The sequence below is a fragment of the Burkholderia sp. AU32262 genome (genome assembly GCF_020419985.1).
Taxonomy (GTDB): Bacteria; Pseudomonadota; Gammaproteobacteria; order Burkholderiales; family Burkholderiaceae; genus Burkholderia; species Burkholderia semiarida.
On the sequence record NZ_JAIZRS010000019.1, the window covers coordinates 1 to 25118 of the forward strand.

At 67.8% G+C, this 25118-nt stretch carries 22 protein-coding genes; 8 read left to right on the plus strand and 14 right to left on the minus strand.

Translation table 11 applies throughout. The features are described 5' to 3' along the window. The 6 genes from LGN10_RS22195 to flhD form a co-directional block, all read right to left on the minus strand. Positions 1–882 (minus strand): Hpt domain-containing protein (locus tag LGN10_RS22195; RefSeq protein WP_226225045.1); only part of this gene is annotated, 882 nt, incomplete at its 3' end. A gap of 33 nt (positions 883–915) precedes the next feature. After that, a complete protein-coding gene (locus LGN10_RS22200) occupies positions 916–1293 on the minus strand; it encodes a response regulator (RefSeq protein WP_059578092.1) in 378 nt (125 codons plus the stop codon). Between the two features lie 16 nt (positions 1294–1309). Next, positions 1310–2329 carry a flagellar motor protein MotB gene (gene motB, locus LGN10_RS22205; RefSeq protein WP_059638390.1) on the minus strand — a complete coding sequence of 340 codons (1020 nt, stop codon included), beginning with the start codon at positions 2327–2329 and terminating at the stop codon, positions 1310–1312. 13 nt (positions 2330–2342) lie between these two features. After that, positions 2343–3203 carry a flagellar motor stator protein MotA gene (motA, locus tag LGN10_RS22210; RefSeq protein WP_060310200.1) on the minus strand — a complete coding sequence of 287 codons (861 nt, stop codon included), beginning with the start codon at positions 3201–3203 and terminating at the stop codon, positions 2343–2345. Positions 3204–3394: 191 nt separating this feature from the next. Then, entirely contained in the window at positions 3395–3949 is a 555-nt protein-coding gene (gene flhC / locus LGN10_RS22215) for a flagellar transcriptional regulator FlhC (protein WP_059578085.1), read from the minus strand. 92 nt (positions 3950–4041) lie between these two features. After that, entirely contained in the window at positions 4042–4362 is a 321-nt protein-coding gene (gene flhD, locus LGN10_RS22220) for a flagellar transcriptional regulator FlhD (RefSeq protein ID WP_059578082.1), read from the minus strand. Here flhD and LGN10_RS22225 point away from each other — a divergent pair. Both LGN10_RS22225 and LGN10_RS22230 read left to right on the plus strand, forming a co-directional pair. Next, a complete protein-coding gene (locus LGN10_RS22225) occupies positions 4361–4711 on the plus strand; it encodes a hypothetical protein (RefSeq protein ID WP_226225096.1) in 351 nt (116 codons plus the stop codon). The genes flhD and LGN10_RS22225 overlap by 2 nt on opposite strands. 316 nt (positions 4712–5027) lie before the next feature. After that, positions 5028–6092, plus strand: a complete 1065-nt coding sequence (locus tag LGN10_RS22230) for a glycosyltransferase family 4 protein (protein ID WP_059578080.1) — start codon at positions 5028–5030, stop codon at positions 6090–6092. Positions 6093–6195: 103 nt separating this feature from the next. Here the strand turns inward: LGN10_RS22230 and LGN10_RS22235 are convergent, their stop codons facing one another. Then, positions 6196–6492, minus strand: a complete 297-nt coding sequence (locus tag LGN10_RS22235; protein WP_021162849.1) for an H-NS histone family protein — start codon at positions 6490–6492, stop codon at positions 6196–6198. A 299-nt stretch (positions 6493–6791) separates the two neighbouring features. Between LGN10_RS22235 and aqpZ the strand changes: the two genes are divergently transcribed. Then, entirely contained in the window at positions 6792–7535 is a 744-nt protein-coding gene (gene aqpZ / locus LGN10_RS22240; protein ID WP_006489324.1) for an aquaporin Z, read from the plus strand. A 130-nt stretch (positions 7536–7665) separates the two neighbouring features. Here the strand turns inward: aqpZ and LGN10_RS22245 are convergent, their stop codons facing one another. Both LGN10_RS22245 and LGN10_RS22250 read right to left on the minus strand, forming a co-directional pair. Next, positions 7666–8490, minus strand: coding sequence for a Cof-type HAD-IIB family hydrolase (locus LGN10_RS22245; protein ID WP_059578077.1), 825 nt, complete (start codon positions 8488–8490; stop codon positions 7666–7668). Between the two features lie 303 nt (positions 8491–8793). Then, the gene (locus LGN10_RS22250; protein ID WP_060008812.1) at positions 8794–9675 is read right to left on the minus strand and encodes a BadF/BadG/BcrA/BcrD ATPase family protein; all 882 of its coding nucleotides are present in this window, start codon (positions 9673–9675) and stop codon (positions 8794–8796) included. A gap of 142 nt (positions 9676–9817) precedes the next feature. Here LGN10_RS22250 and LGN10_RS22255 point away from each other — a divergent pair, with 142 nt between their 5' ends. Continuing rightward, a complete protein-coding gene (locus tag LGN10_RS22255) occupies positions 9818–10420 on the plus strand; it encodes a DNA-3-methyladenine glycosylase I (protein ID WP_059580665.1) in 603 nt (200 codons plus the stop codon). Between the two features lie 98 nt (positions 10421–10518). Here LGN10_RS22255 and LGN10_RS22260 read toward each other — a convergent pair whose 3' ends face one another. Continuing rightward, entirely contained in the window at positions 10519–11754 is a 1236-nt protein-coding gene (locus tag LGN10_RS22260) for a PepSY-associated TM helix domain-containing protein (RefSeq protein ID WP_226225046.1), read from the minus strand. Positions 11755–11983: 229 nt separating this feature from the next. On the opposite strand from LGN10_RS22260, the gene LGN10_RS22265 reads away from it, so the two are divergent. Then, positions 11984–14107: a TonB-dependent siderophore receptor gene (locus LGN10_RS22265; RefSeq protein WP_226225048.1), complete on the plus strand. Its 2124-nt coding sequence runs from the start codon at positions 11984–11986 to the stop codon at positions 14105–14107. A gap of 169 nt (positions 14108–14276) precedes the next feature. Here LGN10_RS22265 and rpsU read toward each other — a convergent pair whose 3' ends face one another. Further along, positions 14277–14489, minus strand: coding sequence for a 30S ribosomal protein S21 (gene rpsU / locus LGN10_RS22270; RefSeq protein ID WP_226225050.1), 213 nt, complete (start codon positions 14487–14489; stop codon positions 14277–14279). Positions 14490–15031: 542 nt separating this feature from the next. Here rpsU and LGN10_RS22275 point away from each other — a divergent pair. The 3 genes from LGN10_RS22275 (at position 15032) to LGN10_RS22285 (ending at position 17793) form a co-directional block, all read left to right on the plus strand. Then, on the plus strand, positions 15032–15850 hold the full coding sequence (locus LGN10_RS22275; protein WP_059580654.1) for a flagellin domain-containing protein: 819 nt from the start codon (positions 15032–15034) through the stop codon (positions 15848–15850). A 194-nt stretch (positions 15851–16044) separates the two neighbouring features. Next, the gene (gene fliD, locus LGN10_RS22280; protein ID WP_089464457.1) at positions 16045–17463 is read left to right on the plus strand and encodes a flagellar filament capping protein FliD; all 1419 of its coding nucleotides are present in this window, start codon (positions 16045–16047) and stop codon (positions 17461–17463) included. A 33-nt stretch (positions 17464–17496) separates the two neighbouring features. After that, positions 17497–17793 (plus strand): flagellar protein FliT, encoded by a 297-nt coding sequence (locus tag LGN10_RS22285; protein ID WP_059580649.1) that lies wholly within the window; start codon positions 17497–17499, stop codon positions 17791–17793. 241 nt (positions 17794–18034) lie between these two features. Here LGN10_RS22285 and LGN10_RS22290 read toward each other — a convergent pair whose 3' ends face one another. From LGN10_RS22290 to LGN10_RS22300, 3 genes are all read right to left on the minus strand, one after another. Then, positions 18035–20521 (minus strand): tetratricopeptide repeat protein, encoded by a 2487-nt coding sequence (locus tag LGN10_RS22290; RefSeq protein WP_226225052.1) that lies wholly within the window; start codon positions 20519–20521, stop codon positions 18035–18037. Continuing rightward, positions 20518–22716 carry a tetratricopeptide repeat protein gene (locus LGN10_RS22295; RefSeq protein ID WP_226225053.1) on the minus strand — a complete coding sequence of 733 codons (2199 nt, stop codon included), beginning with the start codon at positions 22714–22716 and terminating at the stop codon, positions 20518–20520. The genes LGN10_RS22290 and LGN10_RS22295 overlap by 4 nt, the downstream gene beginning before the upstream one ends. 241 nt (positions 22717–22957) lie before the next feature. Next, positions 22958–24745, minus strand: a complete 1788-nt coding sequence (locus LGN10_RS22300) for a tetratricopeptide repeat protein (RefSeq protein ID WP_059580644.1) — start codon at positions 24743–24745, stop codon at positions 22958–22960. Positions 24746–25118 lie beyond the last annotated feature (373 nt).

Sequence of the window (25118 nt, forward strand, 5' to 3'; positions counted from 1 at the left end):
CTGCAGCGCGAACACCTCGACGCGTGCGGGCGGCGCGGCCGCGGCGGCCGGGGCGGCCGGGGCGGCGGCCACGGCAGCGGCGTCCTTCGCATCGCCGGCGGCGGCCGGCGCCGTGCCGCGTGCGACGCGAATCTGGCTTTCGTCGATCACGAAGCAGCACACGGCGACGATGTCGTCGGACGGCACCTCCGATTCGACCCACAGCGACAGGTCCGCGCCCGCTTCCTCGCGGCCGACGATCCGGCCGAGGTTGCCGAGTTCCTCGGTGAGCAGCGCCTGGTCCTTCGCGTCGACGCCGACCAGCGTGATCTTCAGGTGCGGGCCGTCGGCATCGGCGTCAGCCGCCGGATGCGCGGCCGCGACGGCCTGCTCGACCACATGGTCGGGCGCGCGATCGCCGCTTGCGACGGGCTCGGCGGCCGGCGCCACGGCGGCGGCGACCGGCATAGGCGCGGCCGGCGCCGGCTCGGCTGCCGCGGGCGCGCCCGAGCCGCTTTCGGCCTTCAGCCGTTCGAGCTTCGCGCAGATCGCCGCGGCGGCGGCCGCGTCCGGTTCGGCGCTCGCGCGGTAGTCGACGAGCTGGTCGGACAGCACGTCCTTCGTTTCGAGGAACGCGTCGACCATCTCCTTGGTCAGCGTCAGCTCATGGTTGCGCGCGCGGTCGAGCAGCGATTCGAGGATGTGCGTCGTATCGGTCAGCGCGGAAAAGCCGAACGTCGCCGCGCCGCCCTTGATCGAATGCGCGGCGCGGAAGATCGCCGCCAGATCCTCGGGATCGGGCGAATCGACGTCCAGGTTCAGCAGCAGTTGCTCCATCTGCGCGAGCAACTCGTCCGCTTCGTCGAAAAAGGTCTGGTAGAACTGAGTGATGTCGAGAGTCATGCCCGGTCACCGGTTGAATTCGTCGCGTTCATGTCAGGAGGCAGCCGGCTCGGACAGCGTGGCGACCAGGTCGACCAGCACGCCCGGGTCGATCGGCTTTTCGATCCAGCCGGTCGCGCCCGCGTCGCGTGCCGCGTCCTTGAACGCGTCGCTGCCCTCGGTCGTCAGGATGAGGATCGGCGTGTCCGCGTACGCGCTCAGCTTGCGCAGCGCGGCGATCACCTCGAGCCCGCTCTTGCGCGGCATGTTCTGGTCGGTCAGGACCAGGTCGTACGGCGCCGTCGCCGCCATGTCGAAGCCGGCTTCGCCGTCCGGCGCCACCGTCACGTCGTAGCCGGCCTGCGCAAGCGTCGCCTGCAGCAGCGCACGCATGGTCGCGGAGTCGTCGATGGCGAGAATGGTTCGGATCATGTCTGTCTCGGAAACGTCAGGGTTTCGGCGCCACGGCCACGGCGCTCGCCACGACCGGACGCGCCGCCGGCGTCGGGCCGCCGAGCTGCTGCGCGAGCAGCTTCGAACCGGCCGCGTCGGCGGACAGCGTCGTCGTCGTCGCGTCGTCGCGCATCAGCGCTTCTTCGGATTTGCGATTCAGCACGATCACGCTGATCCGGCGGTTTTCCGGATCGAGCGGATCGGCCTTGTTCAGGTTCTGCGTCGACGCGAGGCCGAGCACGCGCAGCACTTTCGCCTCGTCCATGCCGCCGGAGATCAGCTCGCGGCGCGATGCGTTCGCGCGATCGGCCGACAGCTCCCAGTTGCTGTAGCCGCCCTCGCCGCCCGCGTACGGCACGGCGTCGGTGTGGCCCTGGACGATGATCCGGTTCGGCACGTCGTTCAGCGTCTTGCCGATCTCGCGCAGGATGTCGCGCATGTACGGCTCGACGTGGTCGCTCGACATCGCGAACATCGGCCGCTTCTGCGAATCGACGATCTCGATGCGCAGCCCCATCAGCGTCGAATCGATGCGGATCTGCTGCTTGAACTGGCGCAGCGTCGGATTGGCCTCGATCGCGGCCATCAGCTTGATCTGCAGGTCGTGCAGGCGCGTCTGCTCGAGCCGGTCCTGCGCGCCCTGCGCCTGCGACCGCGAATGCTCGTCGCCCGCCTTCGCGAGGCGCTCGGCAAGCGGCGTCGTGCCGTCGGTGCGGCGCAGCGTGCCGGCGTCCGCGCTCGACAGGTCGCGGCCGCCGCCGTTGATGATGCTGGAATCCTGCGAGCTGCGGTCGCCGCTGCCGAGGATCGCGGCCTTCAGCGGCATGTTGAAGTATTCGGCGATCCCCTTCAGCTGCACCGGCGTGACCGAGCTCAGCAGCCACATCAGCAGGAAGAACGCCATCATCGCGGTCATGAAGTCCGCGTACGCGAGCTTCCATGCGCCGCCGTGATGGCCCTTCTTCGCCGGGGCCACCCGCTTGACGACGATCGCGCGATCCTTGCTCTTGCTCATCGGTCGCTCCGCCTCACTTCGCCTTCACGCGTCGCACGTGCTCTTCGAGCTCCGAGAACGACGGGCGCTCGGTCGAGAACAGCACCTTGCGGCCGAACTCGACCGCGATCGCGGGCGCATAGCCGTTCAGCGTCGCGAGGATCGTCACCTTGATGCACTGGAACATCTTGGTCGACTCGGCCACGCGCTGCTCCGCGAGGCTCGCGAGCGGCCCGATCAGCCCGTACGACAGCAGGATCCCGAGGAACGTGCCGACCAGCGCCTGCGCGATCATCGCGCCGAGCACCGCGGGCGGCTTGTCGGCCGAGGCCATCGTGTGGACGACGCCCATCACGGCCGCGACGATCCCGAACGCCGGCATCGCGTCGCCGACGCGCATCAGCGCATGCGCCGGGCCTTCGCCTTCCGCGTGGTGCGTCTCGATCTCCTCGTCCATCAGGCTCTCGATCTCGAACGCGTTCATGTTGCCGCCCACCATCAGGCGCAGGTAGTCGGTCAGGAATTCGACGATGTGGTGATCGGCGAGGATCTTCGGGTATTGCGTGAAGATCGGGCTCTTTTCCGGATCGTCGATGTCGGCCTCGAGCGTCAGCGTGCCTTCCTTGCGTGCCTTCGCGAGCAGCACGTAAAGAAGCGCCATCAGCTCCATATAGACGTCCTTCGTGTATTTCGAGCCCTTGAAGAGCGTCGGCAGCACGCGCAGCGTGGCCTTGATGGTCTTGCCGCCGTTGCCGAGGATGAACGCGCCGACGCCGGCGCCCACGATCATCAGGACCTCGATGGGCTGGATCAAGGCGCCCAGATGCCCGCCCGCCAGCGCATAACCGCCGAAGACCGACAACAGCGTCACGAGTGTTCCCACGATAATCAGCACTGCCTGTCCCTCACGAAAGACCGGCGGGAAGACCGCCGTTAAACAGGTTTACGGCAGTCGGCAGGAAAACTTTCGCGGCCGCCCGGCGGCGGCCCGACGGTGTTTACCAGCAGTGCGCGGACGATTCGCGCGGCCCACGGGCGCCGCCCGAGCGACGCTCGCGCCCCGCCCGGCGTTGCCCGGCCCGGCGCTCAGGCCAGGGCGGCGGCCAGTTCGGCGCGCGCGGCGGCGGCCTTGCGCGTCTTGCCGGCGCGCGACGGCGGCTGGCACAGGCCGCACACGAAACCTTGATGCGGATCATGCGCATGCGCGACGAAATGGCCGCCGCAGCGCGTGCACGGGGTCATCTGCAGCATCCCGGAATCGAAGAAGCGCACCAGCGTCCATGCCCGCGTGAGGCTCAGCGCGGCCTCGTCGCCGGACAGGTTCACGTGCTCCAGGTAGAGCCGGTACGCCTTCACGATCGACTGGATCGGCTCGCAGCGGCCGTGGTCCTGCATGAACCGGTAGATGTTGTAGAACAGCGACGAGTGGATGTTCGGCTGCCACGTCATGAACCAGTCGGTCGAGAACGGCAGCATCCCCTTCGGCGGCGACACGCCCTTCAGTTCCTTGTACAGCTTGATCAGACGGTCCCGCGACAGGCTCGTCTCCGCCTCCAGCAGTTGCAGCCGGGCGCCCAGTTCGATCAGTTCGATGGCGAGGGTGATTTCCTTCACCTCGATCACGACGCTTTTGCTTGCCATGGTGATAACCGTCCGCTTGACGTTGTTCGAATGAATGGCCAATACGCTGCCGGCCGGCGCGGCGCGCCGGGACGAACGCAAGGCGGAATGGATCAGCGGACGCCTTCGACCTGCTGCCCGGCCATCAGGATGGCCGAGTGGGCGTGCGCGACGACATCGCTGCGGCCCTTGTCGGCGAGCGACGACAGCAGCGCGTGATCATCGAAGCGGAAGCGGCACAGCATCTGGTTGGACGCGGCCAGCTTCACGGTCTGCGCGAGCGTGAGGTTGGCGAGCACGTCGGCGAGTTCCTGAGAAATGCCCATGCGGAACATACCCATCGCCTTGTCTTCCCGCAGCAGTCGTTGCGCGAGGAGGAGGTACGACAGGTTGACCTCTTTGATCTCACTGAGCATTTCGCTGGTGGTGCCCATGATTCCCCCGTTAAAGAGCGTTGCTTTGGCCATTCATGTTATGAAAACGTTTGCTCGATCAGTGCGCACCAGGCGCTCAGTCGGCTCGTTTATAGTCTTACAGGGCGAATTTTGGCCAAACGGGATTTATGTCGGTATCAGCGAAGTGGCGTATGCCATGCAGGATTTGTCTGTAAACCGTGTAGGAATTTTTCTGACAAGGCCGATTGAAAGGCGCTATTGGAAAAACGGGTTGCAACGCGGATTCGGTTGCGAGGAGGCCGATGCCCGCCGCGCCGGTGGCGGAAGGCTCGCCAGCAGGGCCGCCGGCAATCGGATCGGTAAAAATTATAGTGGTTTTTCACGATAGCGCAACAATAGTCGAGGCTATCTCGGTTCATGATTCCGTGCCCTTTTTCTCGGGGTTTTCGCGTATTTCATCGTGTAACAAGCCTTAAGTGTTTGAAAAAACACTCGAACCCCTCAGGGCGATATCGATAATGGACTCCAATGGGCGGCGGCGCGAGCCGTGCCGGCCCGCCCCGCAGCTTGCCGTCCGGCGCCCCGCGCACCCGCCCAGGGCCCGGCCACGTACCGCGAAGCGCGTGCGTCGGCGAGTTCCGCCACCTTGTACGGGATCCCCATCGGCGCCAGCGCGCCCCCCGGATCGACACTGGAGAACAGCCATGCGAATTGCCCAGATCGCGCCGCTTTACGAAGCCGTCCCGCCGAAACTCTACGGCGGCACCGAGCGGGTCGTGTCCTATCTCACCGAGGCGCTCGTCGAACTCGGCCATGACGTGACGCTGTTCGCCAGCGGCGACTCCGTCACGTCGGCCCGTCTCGAGGCGGCGTGGCCGCGCGCACTGCGGCTCGACCCGTCGGTCCGCGACTCGATGGCGCCCCATATGCGGCTCCTCGAGCAGGTCGCCCGGGTCGCGCACGAATTCGACGTGCTGCACTTCCACCTCGACTACCTGCCATTCCCGCTGATGTCGCGCCTCGACACGCCGTACGTGACGACGCTGCACGGCCGCCTCGACCTTCCGGAGCTGCAGCCGGTGTTCGACGCGTTCCCCGATTCGCCGGTCGTGTCGATCTCGAACAACCAGCGCAAGCCGCTGCCGCAGGCCGCGTGGGCCGGCACCGTGTACCACGGGCTGCCCGACACGCTGCTCACGCCGCAGCCCGACGTGAAGCCCGAATACCTCGCGTTCCTCGGCCGGATCTGTCCCGAAAAGCGTGTCGACACCGCGATCCGCATCGCCGCGCAAAGCGGGCTGCCGCTGAAGATCGCCGCGAAGGTCGACAAGGCCGACGCCGACTACTTCAAGGAAGTGATCGAGCCGCTGCTCGACCAAGCGCACGTCGAATTCATCGGCGAGATCAACGAAGCGCAAAAGCCCGCGTTCCTGTCCGGTGCGAAGGCGCTGCTGTTCCCGATCGACTGGCCGGAGCCGTTCGGCCTGGTGATGATCGAGGCGATGGCCTGCGGCACGCCGGTCGTCGCGTTCAACCGCGGCTCGGTGCCGGAAGTGATCGAGGACGGCGTGACCGGCTTCATCGTCGAGGACGTGCAGGGCGCGGTCGGCGCGCTGCACCGGATCGACAGCCTGTCGCGCACCGCGATCCGCGAACGGTTCGACACGCGCTTCAGCGCGAAGGCGATGGCGCGGCGTTACGTCGAAACCTACGAATCGCTTTGCGCGGCCGCCAAGCAGCCGGCATTGCGCCGGGTTGCGGGCGCCTGACACGGAAATCCGCCGGGAAATGCGCGGTAAAAACCGCGCCGAAATCGGCGCGTAAAACGAAAGAGCCGCATCGACGATGCGGCTCTTTCTATTTGGCTTGCGGTCATTCGATCAGGAAACGATCGCGGTTTTTCCCGACGATCCAATTCGGCGGCTTGCCACGCCCGCTCCAGGTTGCACCGGACTTCGGATCACGGTATTTCGGCGGCAGCGGCGCCTTCTTCGGCGGGCGCCCGCGCTTCGCCCGCTCCGCGAAGCCCAGATCCTGGGCGGTCAGCCCATATTCCGCAATCTTCTGCTGGACTTCGGCAATCACCGCCGCCACTTCCTGGCGGCGCACGTCGTCCGCCTGAGCCTGCAGATCGGCGATCTGCGCCTTGAGTTTCGCGTATTGAGACATTTTTCGACTCCCCTTTTCGATGATGCGGCCCCGGCGAATCGGGCCGGGACACCAACATCCGTTACGTCATCCGCACTGCCGCCCTGCCCTTCGAAATTAATGCTGCCATCTTTAACCGAATCGCCTATATCGAGAATGCGGACTTATTCTAATAAAAGGCATTCGTCAGCCATTCAAATTTAACAATCGTTTACCCTCCCGGGCCCGATTCATTTCCTATAATCCAGACCAATTCCGGACGACCGAATAAATCCGTTGCGTCGCCCCGGGTCTTCAACCCACTCGAACGAGGTCCCTACATGAATCTTTCTCAGCGTCTCGCTGCAGAGGTATTCGGCACGTTCTGGCTGGTGCTCGGCGGATGCGGAAGCGCCGTGCTGGCCGCCGCCTTTCCGGGCCTCGGTATCGGCTTTGCCGGCGTCGCACTCGCGTTCGGCCTGACCGTGCTGACGATGGCCTTCGCGATCGGCCACATCTCCGGTTGCCACCTGAACCCGGCGGTGAGCGTCGGCCTGACGGTCGCCGGCCGCTTTCCGGCACGCGATCTCGCGCCGTACATCGTCGCGCAAGTGGTGGGCGCCACGCTCGGCGCGTTCGTGCTGTACCTGATCGCAACCGGCAAGCCGGGTTTCGACGTGGTCGGCAGCGGCTTTGCGACGAACGGCTTCGGCGATCGCTCGCCCGGCCACTACTCGCTCGCCGCGTCGTTCATCTGCGAAGTCGTGATGACGGGCTTCTTCCTGTTCGTGATCCTCGGCGCGACCGACAAGCGCGGCGTGCCGGCCGGCTTCGCGCCGATCGCGATCGGATTGTGCCTGACGCTGATTCACCTGATCTCGATTCCCGTCACCAACACGTCGGTGAACCCGGCGCGCTCGACCGGCCCCGCGCTGTTCGTGGGCGGCGACGCGATCGGCCAGCTCTGGCTGTTCTGGGTCGCGCCGCTGATCGGCGCGGTGCTCGCCGGAATCATCTATCCGCTGGTCGCCGGGCGTGACGACGCCGTCGACCTGCTGCCCGCATCAGCTCGCACAAGCGAATAAACACTACGGGGTCAAGCGAGCAGAGCAGCGAGCCTCACGCTGTCGAAGAACATCGAGGCAGGCAATTTCAACGGGCGCCCCTGGCGCCCGTTTTTCATTTCCACGCGGCAAACGCGCACGGGGCCGGCGCTCAGGACGCGACGACGTCGTCTTCGAGCGAGAACAGCGTGCGCAGGTGGCGGGCGACGCCCGCGTCGAAGTTGTTGCCGATCCGCGGAATGTGAGGCAACCGCGCGATCAGGTCGGGATTCGCGTTGTTCATCATGAACGCATGACCGGCGGTTTCGAGCAAGTCGATGTCGTTCATGTTGTCGCCGAACGCGATGCAGTGGCCGGCATCGACGCCGAGCCGCGCGAGCACCGTGCGCAGCGCGCGCCCCTTCGACACGTTCGCGGTCATCACCTCGAGGCAGTCGGGCAGCGAGTACGTGACGTACAGCGCATCGCCGAACTGCACGCGCATCTGCTCGGCGACGACCGCCAGATCGGCCGGTTCGCCGATATACAGCACCTTCGCGATAGCGGCGCCGTCATGCGCGGCCATGTCGATCACCTCGTACCGGAAGCCCGAATCCTGATGGAATTCGAGCAGGTGCGGCGCTTCGCGGTCGATCAGCCAGCCGTCGTTGGTAAACAGGTTGACGATCACGCGGCCGTGCGCGCCGGCGACTTCGGGCTGCACGAGGCGGCGAACGATCGCCGCGTCGACGTCCTGCGCGTGGATCGTCGTGTCGTCCGGCGCATGCACGCGCGCACCGTTCGACGTGATCAGGTACGGCCGGATGCCGAGCACGTCGCGAATGCCGGCGACGTCCGCATAGTGGCGCCCCGTGGCGATCACGAACTGCACGCCGTCGCGGTCGAGCCGGCGAACGGTGTCGATCGTGTACGGGTCGAGCTGGTGGTCGCTGTTCAGCAGCGTGCCGTCGAGATCGGTGGCGATGACTTTGTACATGGGGCGGGAGAGTGGCGCGCGCGGCACGGAGGAAGCGCCATTTTAACGTCGTACCCGGCAGCGCGCCGGGTCGTTGCCGGGCACGCGCCGCCCTGGGGGGGCTGAGGCGGGGCTGCTGCGGGCTGCTGCGGCGCGGCATCCGCCGCGCGCCTCGCTCGCCTTAGCCGCTCGCCTTAGCCGCTCGCCTTAGCCGCTCGCCTTAGCCGCTCGCCTTAGCCGCTCGCCTTAGCCGCTCGCCTTAGCCGCTCGCCTTAGCCGCTCGCCTTAGCCGCTCGCCTTAGCCGCTCACCTTAGCCACTCGCCTTAGCCGCCCTCCGCCGCCCGCAACGCCTGGAGCGCGAGCCGCAGCGCACCGTGCGCCGAATCGTCGAGCGGCGCGCGCAGCCGCGCGGCGTGCCGCGCCGGCACCGCCGGCGCGAGCGCGTCAGCCAGCCCGCCGCACAATGCGACCGGCAGCGCCTGCTGCGGATCGAGCGCGTCGATCATCTTGCCGATCTCGTCGCCGGCCTGCGCGATCAGCGCGCGCGCAACCGGATGCGTGCGATGCGCGAATACGACGGGCGCGAGACGCGCGTAGATCGTCTGGTTCGCGTCGCACGACCACTGGACCAGCGCGTCGCGATCCTGCGCGCCCGTTTCCGCGAGGAGCGCCGCGGCGAACGCGTCGCGCGGCACGCGGCCGTCGAGCGCCTGTTGCGCGTAGGCGAGCGCACGCACGCCGAGCCACGCGCCGCTCGCCTCGTCGCCGGACGGAAAGCCGAAGCCGCCCGCGATCCGGCACGCGCCGGCCGCATCGAGCGCCGCCGCGATGCTGCCGGTGCCGAGCGCGACGATGAGCCCGGGCGCGCCGCCATGCGCGCCGACGACGGTCGTGTACGCGTCGCTCTCGATCGCCAGTGCGCCAAGCGGCGCCTGCGCGCGGAACGCGGCGAGCCACGCCGCGTTGTTGACGCCGGCGAGCCCGCAACCGAGCGCGCACTGCGACCAGTCGAACGCGAGACCGGCCTGCGTGAACGCATCCGCGCAGGCCGCGCCGATCGACGCCCATGCCCGCTCGATGCCGAGCCCGAGCCCCGACGGGCCGCCGCGCCCCTGCGCGAGCTCGCGCCCCGCCCGGTCAGCCAGCACCGCGCGCGTGCCCGTGCCGCCGCCGTCGATGCCGATCGCAAAAAGTAATGCCGCCATGCCTTCATCCCGCTGATTCGAACAGGCGCCAAGCTTAACCGGATCGGCGCCGCGCGCCCATCTGCCGTTCGGCCGGCTATCCCGCCAAAAGGGCTTCCGCTATGCTGGCGCGATCGAATCGACACTGAAAACGAGGCAGACGATGTCGCAGCGGTGCAACTGGGTGAAGACGGAAGCGGACGCTCACTATCACGATACCGAGTGGGGCGTGCCGTCGCACGACGATCGCCACCTGTTCGAAATGCTGATCCTGGAAGGCGCGCAGGCCGGGCTGTCGTGGTCGACGATCCTGAACAAGCGCGCGGGCTATCGCGAGGCGTTCGCCGATTTCGACGTCGACGCCGTCGCGCGCTTCACGCCCCGGCACATCGAGAAATTGCTGGAAAACCCGGGCATCGTGCGCAACCGCGCGAAGGTCGAATCGGCGGTGACCAACGCGCGCGCGGTGCAGCGCATCCGCGAAGAGCACGGGTCGCTCGCCGCGTTCCTGTGGTCGTTCGTCGGCGGCACGCCGATCCAGAATGCGTGGCAGTCGTACCGCGACGCGCCCGCCTCGACCGAGCAGTCCGACGCGCTCAGCAAGGCGCTGAAGGCGTACGGCTGCAAGTTCGTCGGCTCGACGATCTGCTATGCGCTGATGCAGGCGACCGGCATGGTCAACGATCACGAAGCCGGCTGCCCGTGCCATGCGCAATGCGCGGCGCTCGGCGGCAAGCAGCCGGCACGCCGGCGCAAGGCGGGCTGACGGCGCAGGCACACGCTGGGCGCAGGCGCCGCGCCGCTGGCCCGCGTTGGTTGCACCGTCCGCGTACTGCTTGACGCTTGGCCCTTGCCGCTCAGCCCTTACCGCGCCGCCCGCGACGACGCCGGCACGCCCGGCCGCGCACTCCGCGCAGCCCGCACGCGCGCGCTGCGCTTCTTCACCCAGATGCAGACGCCCGTCACGCTCAGCATCGCGATCACGATGCCGAGCACGCTCACGGCGACCCGTCCGGCGACACCGGCGATCCGCCCCGAGTGCAGCGGAAACTGCGCCTGCATGAACAGGTCGCCGGCTGAACCGCGGCCCGGCACCTGAGCCGCCACGGGCTCGCCGGTCACCGCATTCCAGTACAGCCACGCATTGCCGAGCCCGACGTCGCCATGGTCGTTGCCCGGCGTGAAGAAACCGACCGCATAGGCGTTCATCGCCGGCGCGAACAACAGCGCGCCCGGCGGCGCGGCGAGGCCCGCGTCGCGTCCGGCCGAGCGCGCGATCTCGACGATCCGCTCGCGCGGCAGCACCTGGCTGCCCGGCGCGGCCGGCGGGAAATGCTCGGGATTCGTATACGGCGTTTCCGCGAGCGGCGAAACGAGCGAGACCAGCGGGCGCACGACCGGAACGGCAAGGTTCATCGAGATCGACGTGACCGCGACGACCAGCAGCAGCCCCCACACCCACACGCCTCCCGAGCGATGCAGGTCGAACACGAGCGGATAGCCGCCGCGCCGCACGCGGAACGCGAACGACTTGCGCCAGCTTTTCGGGTTCGGAAATGCGAGCACCAGCGCGATCAGGCTGTCGATCGCCCACACGATGCCGACGACGCCCATCACCCAGAACCCGAAGTTGATCCCGCCGTACACGGGCAGGAACAGCGAGTAGTGCAGCCGGTAGATGAACGGCATCAGGTCGAGCCGCGCGAGCGACGGCGCGCCCCATTCGCGGCGGCCCTGCACCGCGCCGGTCGCGGGATCGACGGCGATCTGGCTGAAACCGAGTGCGTACGGCTGGCCGGTCGCCGGATCGGTACGCGGCGTCACGCCCGCCTGCAGCGTGTGCCCCGGTTCGACCGCGAGCGGCAGATAGGTCACCTGCACGCGCGGATCGGCCGCCTCGATGCGCGCCGCGAGTTCGAGCGGCGCAAGCGGCGTCGCGCCGCTGCGCGCGGTATAGAAATCCGGGTTCAGCGCCGCGTCGAGCTCGTGGTCCCACGCGATCAGCGCGCCGGTGAGCCCCGCGACGAACAGGAACAGCGCGATGGCGAGCCCGAACCAGCGGTGCAGGCGCACGAGCAACGGTCGCAGGAGCGCATTCATCGCGTGCGCAGCGAAAGGAAAGCGGGCCGGCACGAGCGGCGGCCCCGATTCGACGGGATGCGGTTCATTTCAGGTCGGGCACCGCGCAACGGCCATCCGGCCCAGTCGGACGAGGCCGGATGCCCTTGTGCGCGGCATGGAATTGTTGCGCGTTCGGCGGGTTTTGATACGATGCGCGACATTTTAACGCAATGCGAATGATTCTTACTCGCATTTTTACTCGCTCGCCATGACCGTCAGCCTTGCCCGCCCTCCCGTCCGTCCACGCCGCGTCGTCGCCGCCCTCGCCTGCCTTGCCGCCTCGCTCGCGCATGCGGACGATTCGCCGGGCGACGCCGCGCTGCTGCCTGCCCTCAACATCACGGCCGCGCACGATTCGCCGCAACACTTGACCGACACGATCTCGACCGGTGCGCTCGGCACACGCCGGCAGCTCGACACGCCGTTCTCGACCACGATCGTCACGTCGGAAGAGCTCGAGGCGCGTCAGCCATACAAGCTCGGCGACGTGTTCGCGAACGACGCGTCGGTGTCCGACAACAGCGGCGCGTACAGCGCGTGGGCCAGCTACCTGACCGTGCGCGGCATGCAGCTCGACTGGCAGAACGGCTACAAGATCGACGGGCTGCCGTTCGTCACGTACGGCATCACGATGCCTTACGAGCAGCTCGAGCGCGTCGAGCTGCTGAAGGGGCTCGGCGGCTTCCTGTACGGCTTCGTGACGCCGGGCGGCGTCGTCAACTACGTGACGAAGCAGCCGGGCGCCGAACCGGTGCGCAGCGTCGACATCGGCTACCGCAGCACCAACGTCTGGACCGAGCATGTCGATCTCGGCCAGCGCTTCGGGCCCGGCAACATGTTCGGCGCGCGGCTGAATGCGACGCACGAGGAAGGCAAGACGTACAACGACGGCAACATCCGCCGCGACAGCGTGTCGCTCGCGCTGCAGGCGAACCTGACGCGCGACCTCTCCGTGTCGTTCGGCGCGCTGTACCAGGACCGCCGCACGACCGGCCAGACGCCGTCGATCTTCACCGGCAGCTATCCGGGCGGCGCACTGCCCGCCACGATCAGCGGCGGGTCGACGAACCTGGGCGGCAAGGACCAGTACCTGAACACGAACCTGCAGCTCTACACGGCCGGGCTGCAATACCAGCTCGCGCCCGACTGGCAGCTCGACGTCGCGTACAGCTACAGCAAGGCGACGCGCCGGCGCAACGAAAGCACGCTGTACCTGCAGGACGCGGCCGGCAACTACACCGACAGCCGCTACGTCGGCATGGAGGATCACCGCTTCAGCCAGTGGCGCGCGATGGTCGAGGGCAAGGTGCGCACGGGCCCGTTCAGCCACCAGATCGTGCTCGGCGCGTCGTGGCAGAAGCAGGCGAACGACTATTCGGCGAACAGCGTGTTCGTGCCGCTCGGCGCCGGCAATCTCTACGCGCCGAACCCGTACCGCTACGAGAGCCCGCACGGCTTCGTCCAGTACCGCACGAGCGAGATCGTGCAGAAATCGCTGTTCGCGAGCGATACCGTGCGGTTGACCGAGCGCTGGTCGGTGCTCGCCGGCGTGCGTTACATGAACTACGAGCAGCGCTCGTTTCAGGCGAACGGCGCCGAGGATCCCGGCTATCGCCAGAACGGCGTGGTGACGCCGACCTTCGCGGTGATGTTCAAGCTCGCGCCGACCACCACCGCGTACGCGAGCTACGCCGAATCGCTCGAGCCCGGCAGCCGCGTCAACGACGTCTATGCGAACGCGGGCGAGGTACTCAAGCCGCTGCGCAGCAAGCAGTACGAGCTCGGGATCAAGAGCGAGCACGCGCGCTGGAGCGCGACGGCCGCGCTGTTCCGGATCGAGCGCAGCGCCGAATACGCGAATGCCGCGAACGTCTACGTGCAGGATGGCGAATCGATCATTCAAGGGATCGAGGTCGGCGCGCGCGCGCGATTCGGCGCGCACTGGAATGCAGGCTTCGACGCGATGCTGCTCGACGCGTGGTACGCGAACGGGATCGGCAACAACGGCAACCGGGTTGCCGGCGCGCCGCGCTTCGTGCTCGCCGGTGAAGTCGGCTATGCGGTGCCTGGCGTGCCGGGGCTGACACTCGGCGTCGACGCGAAATTCACCGGCGCGACGCCGCTGCGCGCGGCCGGCGGCCTCGACGCGCCGGGCTTTCTCGTCGTCAACGCGGGCGCGCGCTACCTGACGCGGGTCGGCCGCCACGACGTGACGTTGCGCGCATCGATCGACAACGTGCTGAACCGTCGTTACTGGGAATACCAGTACGCGGACTACGTGAAGCCGGGCGACCCGCGCACGGTCAGCCTGAGCGCGAAGATCGACTTCTGAACGCCGCGGCGGGCAGCCGCAAGGCCCGCCCGCCGCCGTGCGTCGGCAGCGGCCGGGGCGGAACCTCACCGCCCCGGCCTCGGGATTTTCCCGACCGGCAAAAGCAAAACGGCGGAGCGGCCTCTTTCGAGGCACACTCCGCCGTTTCGCGGCGAACCGTCAGAAGCGCTTAGTGGAGCTTCTTCGGCAGCATCTGGCTGCGCAGGCGCTTGCGCAGACGCTTGACGGCTGCTGCCTTCTTGCGCTTGCGGACTGCGGTCGGCTTTTCGTAAGACTGGCGCTCACGCAGTTCAGCGATCAGGCCATTTTTTTCGATAGCGCGACGAAAGCGGCGAATCGCCACTTCGAACGGCTCGTTTTCTTTCAGAAGAATCGTCGTCATGTCGTTCCTAAATTGCTTAAACGGTCAAAAACGTAGCGGCCAAGCGCCACGCACCGGCCATCCGAGCGTTCCCACAACAGGCGAAACGAGCGGAAATACGGCCTCGGAGGCCGGAAAAGAGAGGCGGAAAGCACCGCGAGTACGCTTCACAACCGCGTGCAGCGCCGCGTTTGACTGCCAGCAGACATGCCGAAAACGGCAAAGGCGTGACAGAAATCTCAATTCAGCCCGCCATCATAGCAGGAAATCACAGACAAAACCATCCTTTTGTTGATCCCGGCTCGTCGCCCCGTGCGACGCGGCCGCGCATGCCGCCCCGCGAGGCCCGCGCGCGATCGGCCGGGAATCGCTGCGGGCCATGCCGGGCGAGGACGTCGCGGCGAACCGCGCCTTCGGTCCCGAATTTCCTTGCGCATCCCTCTAAAGTTTTCGCCGGGTGCCGCCGTCAACCAGGAAAGGCGGGCAGCGCCAGTCGCGATAAAGCGCAACGCCGAAATCAGAACCTGTCTGTATCCCAGGCATTTTCCAAAACGAGGAAGCAAATGCTGAACATCAACACCAACATCCTTTCGCTGACGACGCAGACGAATCTGTCGGGCTCGCAAAGCGCACTGTCGCAAGCAATCAACCGCCTGTCGTCGGGCAAGCGCATCAACACCGCTGCCGACGATGCAGCAGGCCTGGCGATCTCGACGTCGCAAACGGCGGCAATCAATGCGCTGACGCAAGGTGTTGCAAACGCGAACAACGGCATCTCGATGATCCAGACCGCCAACGGCGCGCTGCAATCGACGGTCGACAACCTGCAGCGTATCCGTACGCTGGCGCAACAAGCGGGCGACGGCTCGCTGGATTCGGGCGCTCGCGCGAACCTGCAAGCTGAAGTGTCGACGCGTCTCAGCGAAATCGACCGTGTCGCATCGCAAACGACGTTCAACAGCCAGACCATCCTGGGCGGCGCCGGCAGCGTCACGTTCCAGATCGGCGCAGCAGCGAACCAGGTCGTGACCGTCGACTTCGGCACGGCGAACTGGAACAGCACGGGCATGAGCGTGAACACCCTGAGCGTCGCCACCCAGTCGGGCGCGCAATCGGCGATCACGGCGATCGACGCGGCACTGAAGCAAGTCAACACGTTCCAGGCAACGCTCGGCGCAGCACAGAACACGTTCCAGGCTGCGATCTCGACGACGCAAACCCAGGCAACCAACATGACCGCGGCTCGCTCGCAGATCACCGACGCGGACTTCGCGACGGAAACGGCGAACCTGAGCAAGGCGCAAGTGCTGCAACAAGCCGGTATCTCGGTTCTGGCGCAAGCGAACTCGCTGCCGCAGCAAGTCCTGAAGCTCCTCGGCTAATCGAGCAGCACCCGCGGCGGGCCACGTGCCCGTCCGCCTCCGGGCACGGCGGCGTCGCCATCGGCACTCGATGCGACTCCGCCGCAACCGCCCTGATCAGAATTCTCCAGGGAGGCGCGCCTCCCTCTTTGCATTGAACCGCGGCGCCCCGCCGCATCGCGCACGTCGACTGCGCGGACGACCGGAGCAACGGCATGGCCACCACGACCCCCGTCAGCAGCACGGACATCAGCACCATCCTGGCGAATGCAGGTCAATCGATCATCAGCGGCGCGACCAATTCGTCGCTCGACGTCAACACGCTCGTCACGACACTGGTGAACGCGAAGACGGCCGGGCAATTGCAGACCCTGCAGACCCGGCAGACGAACGACAATACGCAGCTGTCCGCCATCGGCCAACTGAAGGGTGCGCTGTCCGCGCTGCAGACCGCGCTCACCGGCCTCTCGAACGGCACCACGCTCAGCAGCCTCGCCGCGACGGCGAGCGGCACGGGCATCACGACGTCGATCAAGAGCGGCAGCGGCGCGGTGGCCGGTTCGTATTCGGTGAATGTCACGCAGCTCGCGACCGCCAACAAGCTGTCGTCGGCCGGCGTGACGGCGGCGGACACGATCTCGGCCGGCTCGCTGAGCATCACGTTCGGCAGCAACCCCGCGTTCAACGTCAACGTGGCGGCCGGCGCGTCGCTGTCCGACATCGCGTCGTCGATCAACTCCGCGTCCGGCAATGCCGGCGTCACCGCATCGGTCATCACCGGTTCGGACGGCCAGCATCTCGTGATGCAGTCGAACCTCACCGGTGCGGCCAACACGATCTCGATCACGGGCACGGGCGTCAATTCGAAACTGACGTCGGGGTACACGACGGTCACGCCGGCCGCCGACGCGCAGTTGACGATCGACGGCACGCCGGTGTCGAGCGCGTCGAACAACGTGTCGGGCGCGCTGACGGGCGTCACGCTGGCGCTGTCGCAGGCCGCTGTCGGCACGACGCAAACCATCACGCTGTCGCAGGACACGGCCGCGGCGACGACCGCGATCAACAATTTCGCGACCGCGTATACCAACTTCGTGACTACCGCGAAATCGCTGTCGAGCTACGACCCGACGGCGAAGACCGCCGGCCCGCTGCTCGGCGACGCGATGTTGAACACGATCAGGAACACGCTCGCGACGACGCTCAGCAGCGGCGTCACGACGGGCGGCACGACCTATGCGCTCGGCAGCATCGGCATCAACGTGGACTCGACCGGCGCGATGTCGGTCGACACCGCCGCGCTGACCACCGCGCTCAAGTCGAACGGCTCCGCGGTGGCGGCGATCTTCAACCAGACGAATGGCGTCGCCCAGGCGCTCAATGCGAACATCAACTCGTACACGCAGACGTCCGGCCTGATCGATCAGCGCACCAACGCGATCAACGCCGACCTGAAGAGCGTGCAGGCCCAGGCGACGCAGCTGCAGAGCTACTCGGACCAGTTGACCACGCAATACAATGCGCAGTTCACCGCGCTGAACACGCTGATGGCGACGATGGCGAACAACACCCGTTACCTGACCCAGCTGTTCGGCGGCCAGAACAGCGCCGGCGCGCTGGCCAACAACAAGTAAGCCTTGGCCGCACCGCCCCTTCGGAGCCGAACCATGACGAACGACACCCTGTCCCGCGCCTTCGACCTGACCCGTGCCATGCAGTCGGCGGCCGACGCACGCGACTGGGTGCGCGTCGCGGCCCTCGCCGACGAACGCTCGCCGCTGCTGATGAACCTGTCCGGCGAGCAGACGCCAGACGCGCTGGACCGCGTGCGGCAGATCATGGCCATCGACGCGTCGATCACGGAGCATGCGCAGACCGACCGTGACCGCCTGGCCGCGGAATTTGCGCAGTCCCAGGAGCGGATCAAGGCAGCGAGCCAGTACCAGAAAGCCGGCATGCTGTGACCGGCCGGGCGTCTCGCTCGCCGCGCATTTCGAATTAAAAGACGCCGCCAGTCGAGCGGTCCGTCGTCGCCGTACCGTCGAGCCGCTTCAATGCGGCTTTTTTTTCGCCTGCAGGCGGGCGTGCGAGCCGGATCGCGCCGGCCACGCCCGCGTCGCCCGCCCGACGGCCGCCTCGATCATCCCGGGCGGCCGGCCCGACGATGCGCGAGCGCGGCTTCCCGCCGCGGCGCGATCCCGCTCGTCACGCGTCCCGGGGCGCCGTGTCGCCGCCGGCGTAGCGGGCCCACATGCCGTGCAGCGCGTCCTCGAGGTTGCGTGCGAAGCGCGACGCATCGCACAGCGGCGACGCCAGCGCGCGCTCGCGCAGCGTTGTACGCAGCGTCGCCAGCCCGTCGCGGTCGCGCGCGAACGCGACGGCCTTCTCGAGGTACGCCGCCTCGTCTTCCGCGATCCATTCGCCCATGCCCGCCGCGTGCAGCAGGCTCTCGCAAATGTGCGTGACGAACCGGCTGCCCTTCATCCCGAGCACCGGCACGCCCATCCACAGCGCTTCGGCCGTGGTCGTGCCGCCCGGGTACGGGAACGGGCTCAGCGCGATGTCGATGCGGTTGTATGCGGCGAAGTATTCCGCACGCGGCGAGCCGCCTTCGAGGATCAGCCGGTCCGCGCCGATGCCGTGCCGCGCGAAGCGGTCGAGCGTCGCCTGGTTCACGTCGCCGGCGCCGAGCTCATGCGCCTTCAGCAGCAGGCGCGCGTCCGGCAGCGCGTGCAGGATGCGCGACCACAGCGCGACGACCTGGTCGCTGATCTTGATCAGCTTGCCGAAGCAGCCGAACGTGACGCCGCCATGAGCCGCCATCGGCAGCGGGCCGACCGCGACATCGTACGGCGGCGGCGTGAAGCACAGGTAGCTGTCCGGCAGTCGCCACGGCCGTTCGGTGAAGTGATGCGCCTCGTCGGCCGGCAGCGTATACACATCGCCGATGAAATAGTCGATCGCGCGGCACCCGGTCGTCGCGAAGAAACCGAGCCAGCTCGCCTGCACCGGCGCGGGCTTGTGCCCGAAGATCGGCAGGCCGCTCCAGTTGGTATGGCCCGCCATGTCGATCAGGATGTCGATGCCGTCGTCGCGAATCAGTTGCGCGGCCTCCTCGCGGCCCAGACTGACCACCTTCTTCCAGCTCGCGAAGTTCGGCCTGAGCCGCGCCGTCACATCGTCCTCGCCGACGAACGTCACATAGGCATGCGGCTCGATGCGCGACCGGTCGATCCGCGCGAGCACGCTTTCAAGGAAGATGCCGACCGGGTGCTGCCGCAGGTCGCCCGACACGAAGCCGACGCGCAGCGGGCGCCCCTGCGCCTGCGCGACGCGCTGCGCGCGGTCGTGCTCGAACGGACGCGCGTCGCGCTCGAGATGCTCGCCGTAGCGGCGCGCTTCGGCGACCCACTCCTGCGGCTCGAACGCGGGCGAACTCGACATGTTGAACAGCATCCGCGAGTACGCGCGATGCAGGTCGTGCCGGATCGCCGAGCGGAACGCATCCAGCGCGCCGGCGAGATCCCCTTTCGCCCACAGGATGTCGCCGAGCGTCATCTGCACCTTCAGCGGATCGATGCCGAGCTTCTGCGCGATCTCGGTATGCTTCATCGCCTCGTCGAGCTTCTCGAGCCGAAACAGCGCGGCGGCGAGGTTGTGATGCGCGTCGGCATCGTCCGGGTTCAGGTCGATCGCATGCCGGTGGCTCAACTCCGCGGCGGCCAGCAAGTTGAGGTTGTGATACGCGAAGCCAAGGAAGTTGTATGCGTCGGCCAGTTCGGGATCAAGCTCGATCGCGTGCCGGCACACCTGCACCGCCTGCCCGTATTCGCCCTGCTGGTTGCGCAAATCGCCGAGCCATGCCCATGCCCGTGCATGCGCGGGGTCGATCGCGATCGCCTGCTCGAGCAGTTCGAGCGCCTTGTCGAAATCGCCGATGCGCTGCAGCAGCCTTGCCAGTACGCAGTGCGCGTCCGCGTCGCCCGGATCGAGTCCCTCGCGCGCATGGTCGACCGCCCCCCGCAGATCGCCTGCCGCGCGCAGCGTCGCGCTCAACCCCTGGTGCGCGACGCGCAAGCCCGGTTGCAGCGCGATGGCGCGACGATAGGCGTCCGCGGCCTCGTCGAATTTCTCCTGCGCATGCAGCGCGTTGCCGAGATTGCAGTACGCCTCCGCGTATTGCGGCTGGTGCGCGACCGCCTTGGCGTAGCTCGCCGCCGCCGCCTCGTGCTCGCCCAGATCCTGCAGCGCGTTGCCGAGGTTGTTGTACGCCTGCGCATAGCCGGGGCGCAGCTCGATCGCGCGCGCGCAGCTTTCCATCGCGGCCGTCGGTTCGCGCGCGTCGCGCAACGCGTTGCCGAGGTTGTTGTGCGCTTCCGGATAGTCCGGCCGCAGCGCCACCGCGCGCCGATAGTGCGCGATGGCGTCGTCGAGCCGCCCGCTTTCGCGCAGCATGTTGCCCAGGTTGTTGAAGTACGACGCGTCCGGCCGCTCGACGAGCGATTGCTCCATCAGTGCGAGCCCCGCGTCGTACTGCTTCAACTGGCACGCCAGCAGCCCGAGGAAGTGCAGCGCATCCGGCTGGCCCGGCTGCGCGGTGAGGATCGCGTCGTACAGCGTCTTCGCTTCCGCGAGACGCCCCGCCTGATGATGCGCCAGCGCGGACTGCAGCGTGTCGTGGATATCGTTCATGCTTCCTGCTCCGAGTTCGTATAGCGTTGCCACATGGCGACGAATGCCGCTTCGAGATGCGCGGCGAACCGGCGCGCGTCGCACAACGGCGATGCGAGCAGCTGCGCGCGCAGCCCGGCGCGCAGCGCCGCGAGCTGCTCGCGATCGCGCATCGCCGCGATCGCCTTCGCGACATAGGCGTCCTCGCCGTCAGCGACCCATTCGCCCATGCCCGCCGCGTGCAGCACGCTTTCGCAAATGTGCGTGACGAACCGGCTGCCCTTCATCCCGAGCACCGGCACGCCCATCCACAGCGCTTCGGCCGTGGTCGTGCCGCCCGGATACGGGAACGGGCTCAGCGCGACGTCGATGCGGTTGTATGCGCCGAAGTATTGCGCGCGCGGCGAACCGCCCTCGAGGATCAGCCGGTCCGCGTCGACGCCATGCCGCGCGAAGCGCGCGACGGTCGCATCGCGCACGCCCTCGCGGCCGAGCTCGTGCGCCTTGAGCAGCAGCCGCGCGTCCGGCAGCGTGAGCAGGATGCGCGACCACGCGCGCACGACGTCGTCGCCGATCTTCACGAGCTGGCCGAAGCAGCCGAACGTCGGATGGCCGCTCGCCGCCATCGGCAGCGGGCCGACCTCGACGTCGCAGGCCGGCGGCGTGAAGCACAGGAAGCTGTCCGGCAGCCGCCACGGCTTCTCGACGAAGTGATGCGCTTCGGCATCCGGCAGCGTGTAGCGGTCGCCGATGAAGTAGTCGATCGCGTCGCAGCCGGTCGACGCGAAGAAGCCGAGCCAGCTCGCCTGCACCGGCGCGGGTTTCCAGCCGAACACGGGAAGCCCGCTCGACTGCGTATGGCCCGCGAGGTCGACGAGGACGTCGATCTCGTCGTCGTGAATCATCCGCGCGGCCGCCTCCGGACTCAGCGCGGCGATCGAGCGCCAGCCGTTCGCGTGCGGCTTCAGTTTCGCGGTGATCGCGTCCTCGTCGTCCGTGGTCACGTACACGCGCAGGTCGATGCGCGTGCGCTCGAGGTGCGCAAGCACGCTTTCCAGGAAAATGCCGACCGGGTGCAGGCGCAGGTCGCCGGACACGAAGCCGACGCGCAGCTGCCGCCCTTGCGCGCGCGCGGCCCGCTCGCGCGGATCGTGCGCATGGCGCGTCGAACGCGCGGCCAGGTGCCGGCCGTAGCGCCGCGCGTCGGCCAGATAGTCGGCGGGGTTCACGCAAGCGGACGCCGCCGCGCTGAACAGCAGCCGGTTCAGCACGGTCGCCGCGACGTCGTCGGCGTCGTCGCGCACCAGCGCAAGCGCATCGCGATACGCGTGGACCGCGGCATCGACGTTGCCCTGCGCGCGCAGGATGTCGCCGAGATTGACGTGCATCAACACGGCCGGCGGGCCGGCCTGCAACGCCTGCCGGCAATACACGAGCGCCTCGTCGAGCCGCTGCAGCTTCAGCAGCACGACGGACAGGTTGTGGCACGCGCCGGCGTCCGCCGGATTCAGCGCGACCGCCGTGCGATGGCACGCTTGCGCGTCGTCGAGCCGGTTCAGTCCGTGGTACGCGTTGCCCGCGTGGTTGTGTGCGTCGCCGAGGTTCGGCGCGAGCCGGATCGCGTCCAGCGCGTGCGCGAGCGCCTCCGCGCAGCGCAATTGCTTGTGACGCACGGCGCTCAGGTTCGCGTGGGCCATCGCCATCGACGCGTCCAGCTCGATCGCGCGGCCGTAATGCGTGGCGGCGCCGTCGAGGTCGCCCAGATCCTGCAGCGCGTTGCCGAGGTTGTTGTACGCCTGCGCGTAACCGGGGCGCAGCTCGATCGCGCGCGCGCAGCTTTCCATCGCGGCCGTCGGTTCGCGTGCGTCGCGCAACGCGTTGCCGAGGTTGTTGTGCGCTTCCGGATAGTCCGGCCGCAGCGCCACCGCGCGCCGATAGTGCGCGATGGCGTCGTCGAGCCGCCCGCTTTCGCGCAGCATGTTGCCCAGATTGTTGAAGTACGACGCGTCCGGCCGCTCGACGAGCGATTGCTCCATCAGTGCGAGCCCCGCGTCGTACTGCTTCAACTGGCACGCCAGCAGCCCGAGGAAATGCAGCGCGTCCGGCTGGCCCGGCTGCGCGGTGAGGATCGCGTCGTACAGCGTCTTCGCTTCCGCGAGACGCCCCGCCTGATGATGCGTGAGCGCCGCCTGCAATGCCTGTCCTGTTCCGTCCATCTCGTCTGCTCTACTCAATAGGGATGCGGTGCGCGTCCGAAGTCGATCAGCCTGCCGCCGTGCCCGATCGTCACGGCCGGCGCCGCCATCCCGTCGCGCGCCATCCCGACGACGGCGTCGCGCACGCGCCGCCGGTCGGAACGACGATCACGCCGGCCGACGCGGCGTTCAGCGCGACGGGCGCCATGTTCCGCTTGCCGCCGGCGTGGAAATGACCCCGCACGTCACGTCGTGCGCGGCCTCACACGGATGCGCCCGCCGCGGCTTCGACGTGCTGCGCCCACATGCCGTGCAGTGCGTCCTCGAAGTGGCGCGCGAAGCGGGGCGCGTCGCACAGCGGCGACGCGAGCACCTGCGCGCGCAGCGTCGTGCGCAGCGCCGCCAGCCCGGCGGGCTGGCCGACCTGCACGACGGCCTTCGCGACATACGCGTCGTCGTCGTCCGCGATCCACTCGGGCAGCCGCGCCGAATGCAGCAGGCTCTCGGCGATGTGCGACAGGAAGCGCTCGCCGCGCCGGCAAAGAACGGGCACGCCCATCCACAGCGCTTCGGCGGTCGTCGTGCCGCCCGGATACGGGAACGGGCTCAGCATCAGGTCGACGCGCCGGTAGGCGGCCAGGTATTCGGCGCGCGGCGAGCGGCCTTCGAGGATCAGGCGCCGCGCATCGATGCCGTGCGCCGCGAAACGTGCGGCAAGCGCCTGCTGCTCGCGCGGATCGTCGAGATGCTCCGCCTTCACGAACAGCTTCGCGCCCGCGACCGATTGCAGCACGCGCGACCAGACCGCGACGACGTGAGCGGTGATCTTCGCGAGCTTGCCGAAATAGCCGAAGGTCGGATGGCCGTTCGCGAGCATCGGCAGCGCGCCGACGTCGACAGGCTCGGCCGGCGGCGTGAAGCACAGATAGCTGTCCGGCAGATGCCACGGCCGCTCGGTGAAATGCGCGGCCTCGGCGGGCGGCAGCACGTGACGGTCGCCGATCACGTAGTCGATCGCGCGCACGCCGGTGCTCGCGAAATAACCGGGCCAGCTCGCCTGCAGCGGCGCCGGCTTCCACGCGAACAGCGGCAGGCGGTTGTAGACCGTGTGGCCCGCCGCGTCGAGCAGCACGTCGATGCGGTCCGCACGGATGCGCGCGGCCGCCGCTTCGTCGCTCAGGCCGGCAATGCAGGTCCACGTCGCGAAGGCCGGCTTGATGCGGGCGGTCACGTCGTCCTCGACGTCGCGCGTCGGGTACGCATGCATCTCGATCCGGTTCGCGTCGAGATGCTCGAGCATGCTCTCGATGAAATAGCCGACCGGATGCGCCTTCAGGTCGCCCGACACGATGCCGACCTTGAGCGGCCGCCCGGCGCGCGGGGTCAGGTCGACGAGCCAGTCCGTCCACGGCGTCGCGCACCGCGTGACGACTTCGTCGTAGCGCGCGGCCTCGGCGAGATAGGCGTCGTGGTCGAACGCTTCGCTGCAGTGGCTCGCGAACAGCAGGTTGCTGCGCGGCTCCGGCAGCTCGGGGCGCAGCGCCACCGCGTGCCGGTAAGCCTCGAGCGCGGCCGGAATCTCGTTCACGTCGAACAGCGCATTCGCAAGGTTGTTGTAGGCCTGGCCGTTGTCCGGCTTCAGCGAGATCGCGTGGCAGAACGCATCGACGGCCGCGCGGGCGTCGCCGGCGAGCCGCAGCGCGTTGCCGAGGTTGTTGTACGCATCGACGTAGTCGGGCCGCAGCTCGATTGCGAGACGGAAGCACTCGGCGGCGGCGGCGTGACGATTGTCCGCCTGCATGACGTTGCCGAGGTTGTAGTAGTACATCGCGTCCGGCCTGATCTCGATCGCCGCCATGATCAGGTCGGATGCCTCCTGATAGCGCCCGTACCGATGGCCGATCAGGCCGAGCAGGTGAAGCGCGTCCGCGTGCCGGGGATCGGTGTCGAGGATCTGCCGGTACAGCGTCTCGGCCTCTTCCAGCCGGTCGGCCTGATGGTGTGCCAGCGCCTGTTCGATCGTGGCGGCGGCGGGGGAGGTGGGCATCATGAGCTATGTCGTCCTGGTAGCCAATACGGATTCGAATCGCGGCCGGCTCCGCTGCGTCGGCGCACGCCTTCGCCCGCGGACGCACGCACCGACGGTCTCCGACGTGTCCGAATTCTCCTCGCGCACGCCGCGTTCCAATCTGGCGAGCAAGTGCTGGAATTGGTCGCTATTCCCGCTACTGCGAGCCGCACCCGCGGGTGCCCCGAATTCGCGCCGGACAGCCGCGAATCCATCGAAATGCGGGGTGAAACCACCCGCTAATCCGACATTCGATCCTGGCGGCGCTCGCTAGACTTGATCGCAGAAAGATGTCCGACCTGCGACGCTCGGACGGCTGCGCATTCCGATGCCGCCGCGCCGACGCGCGCTCGTC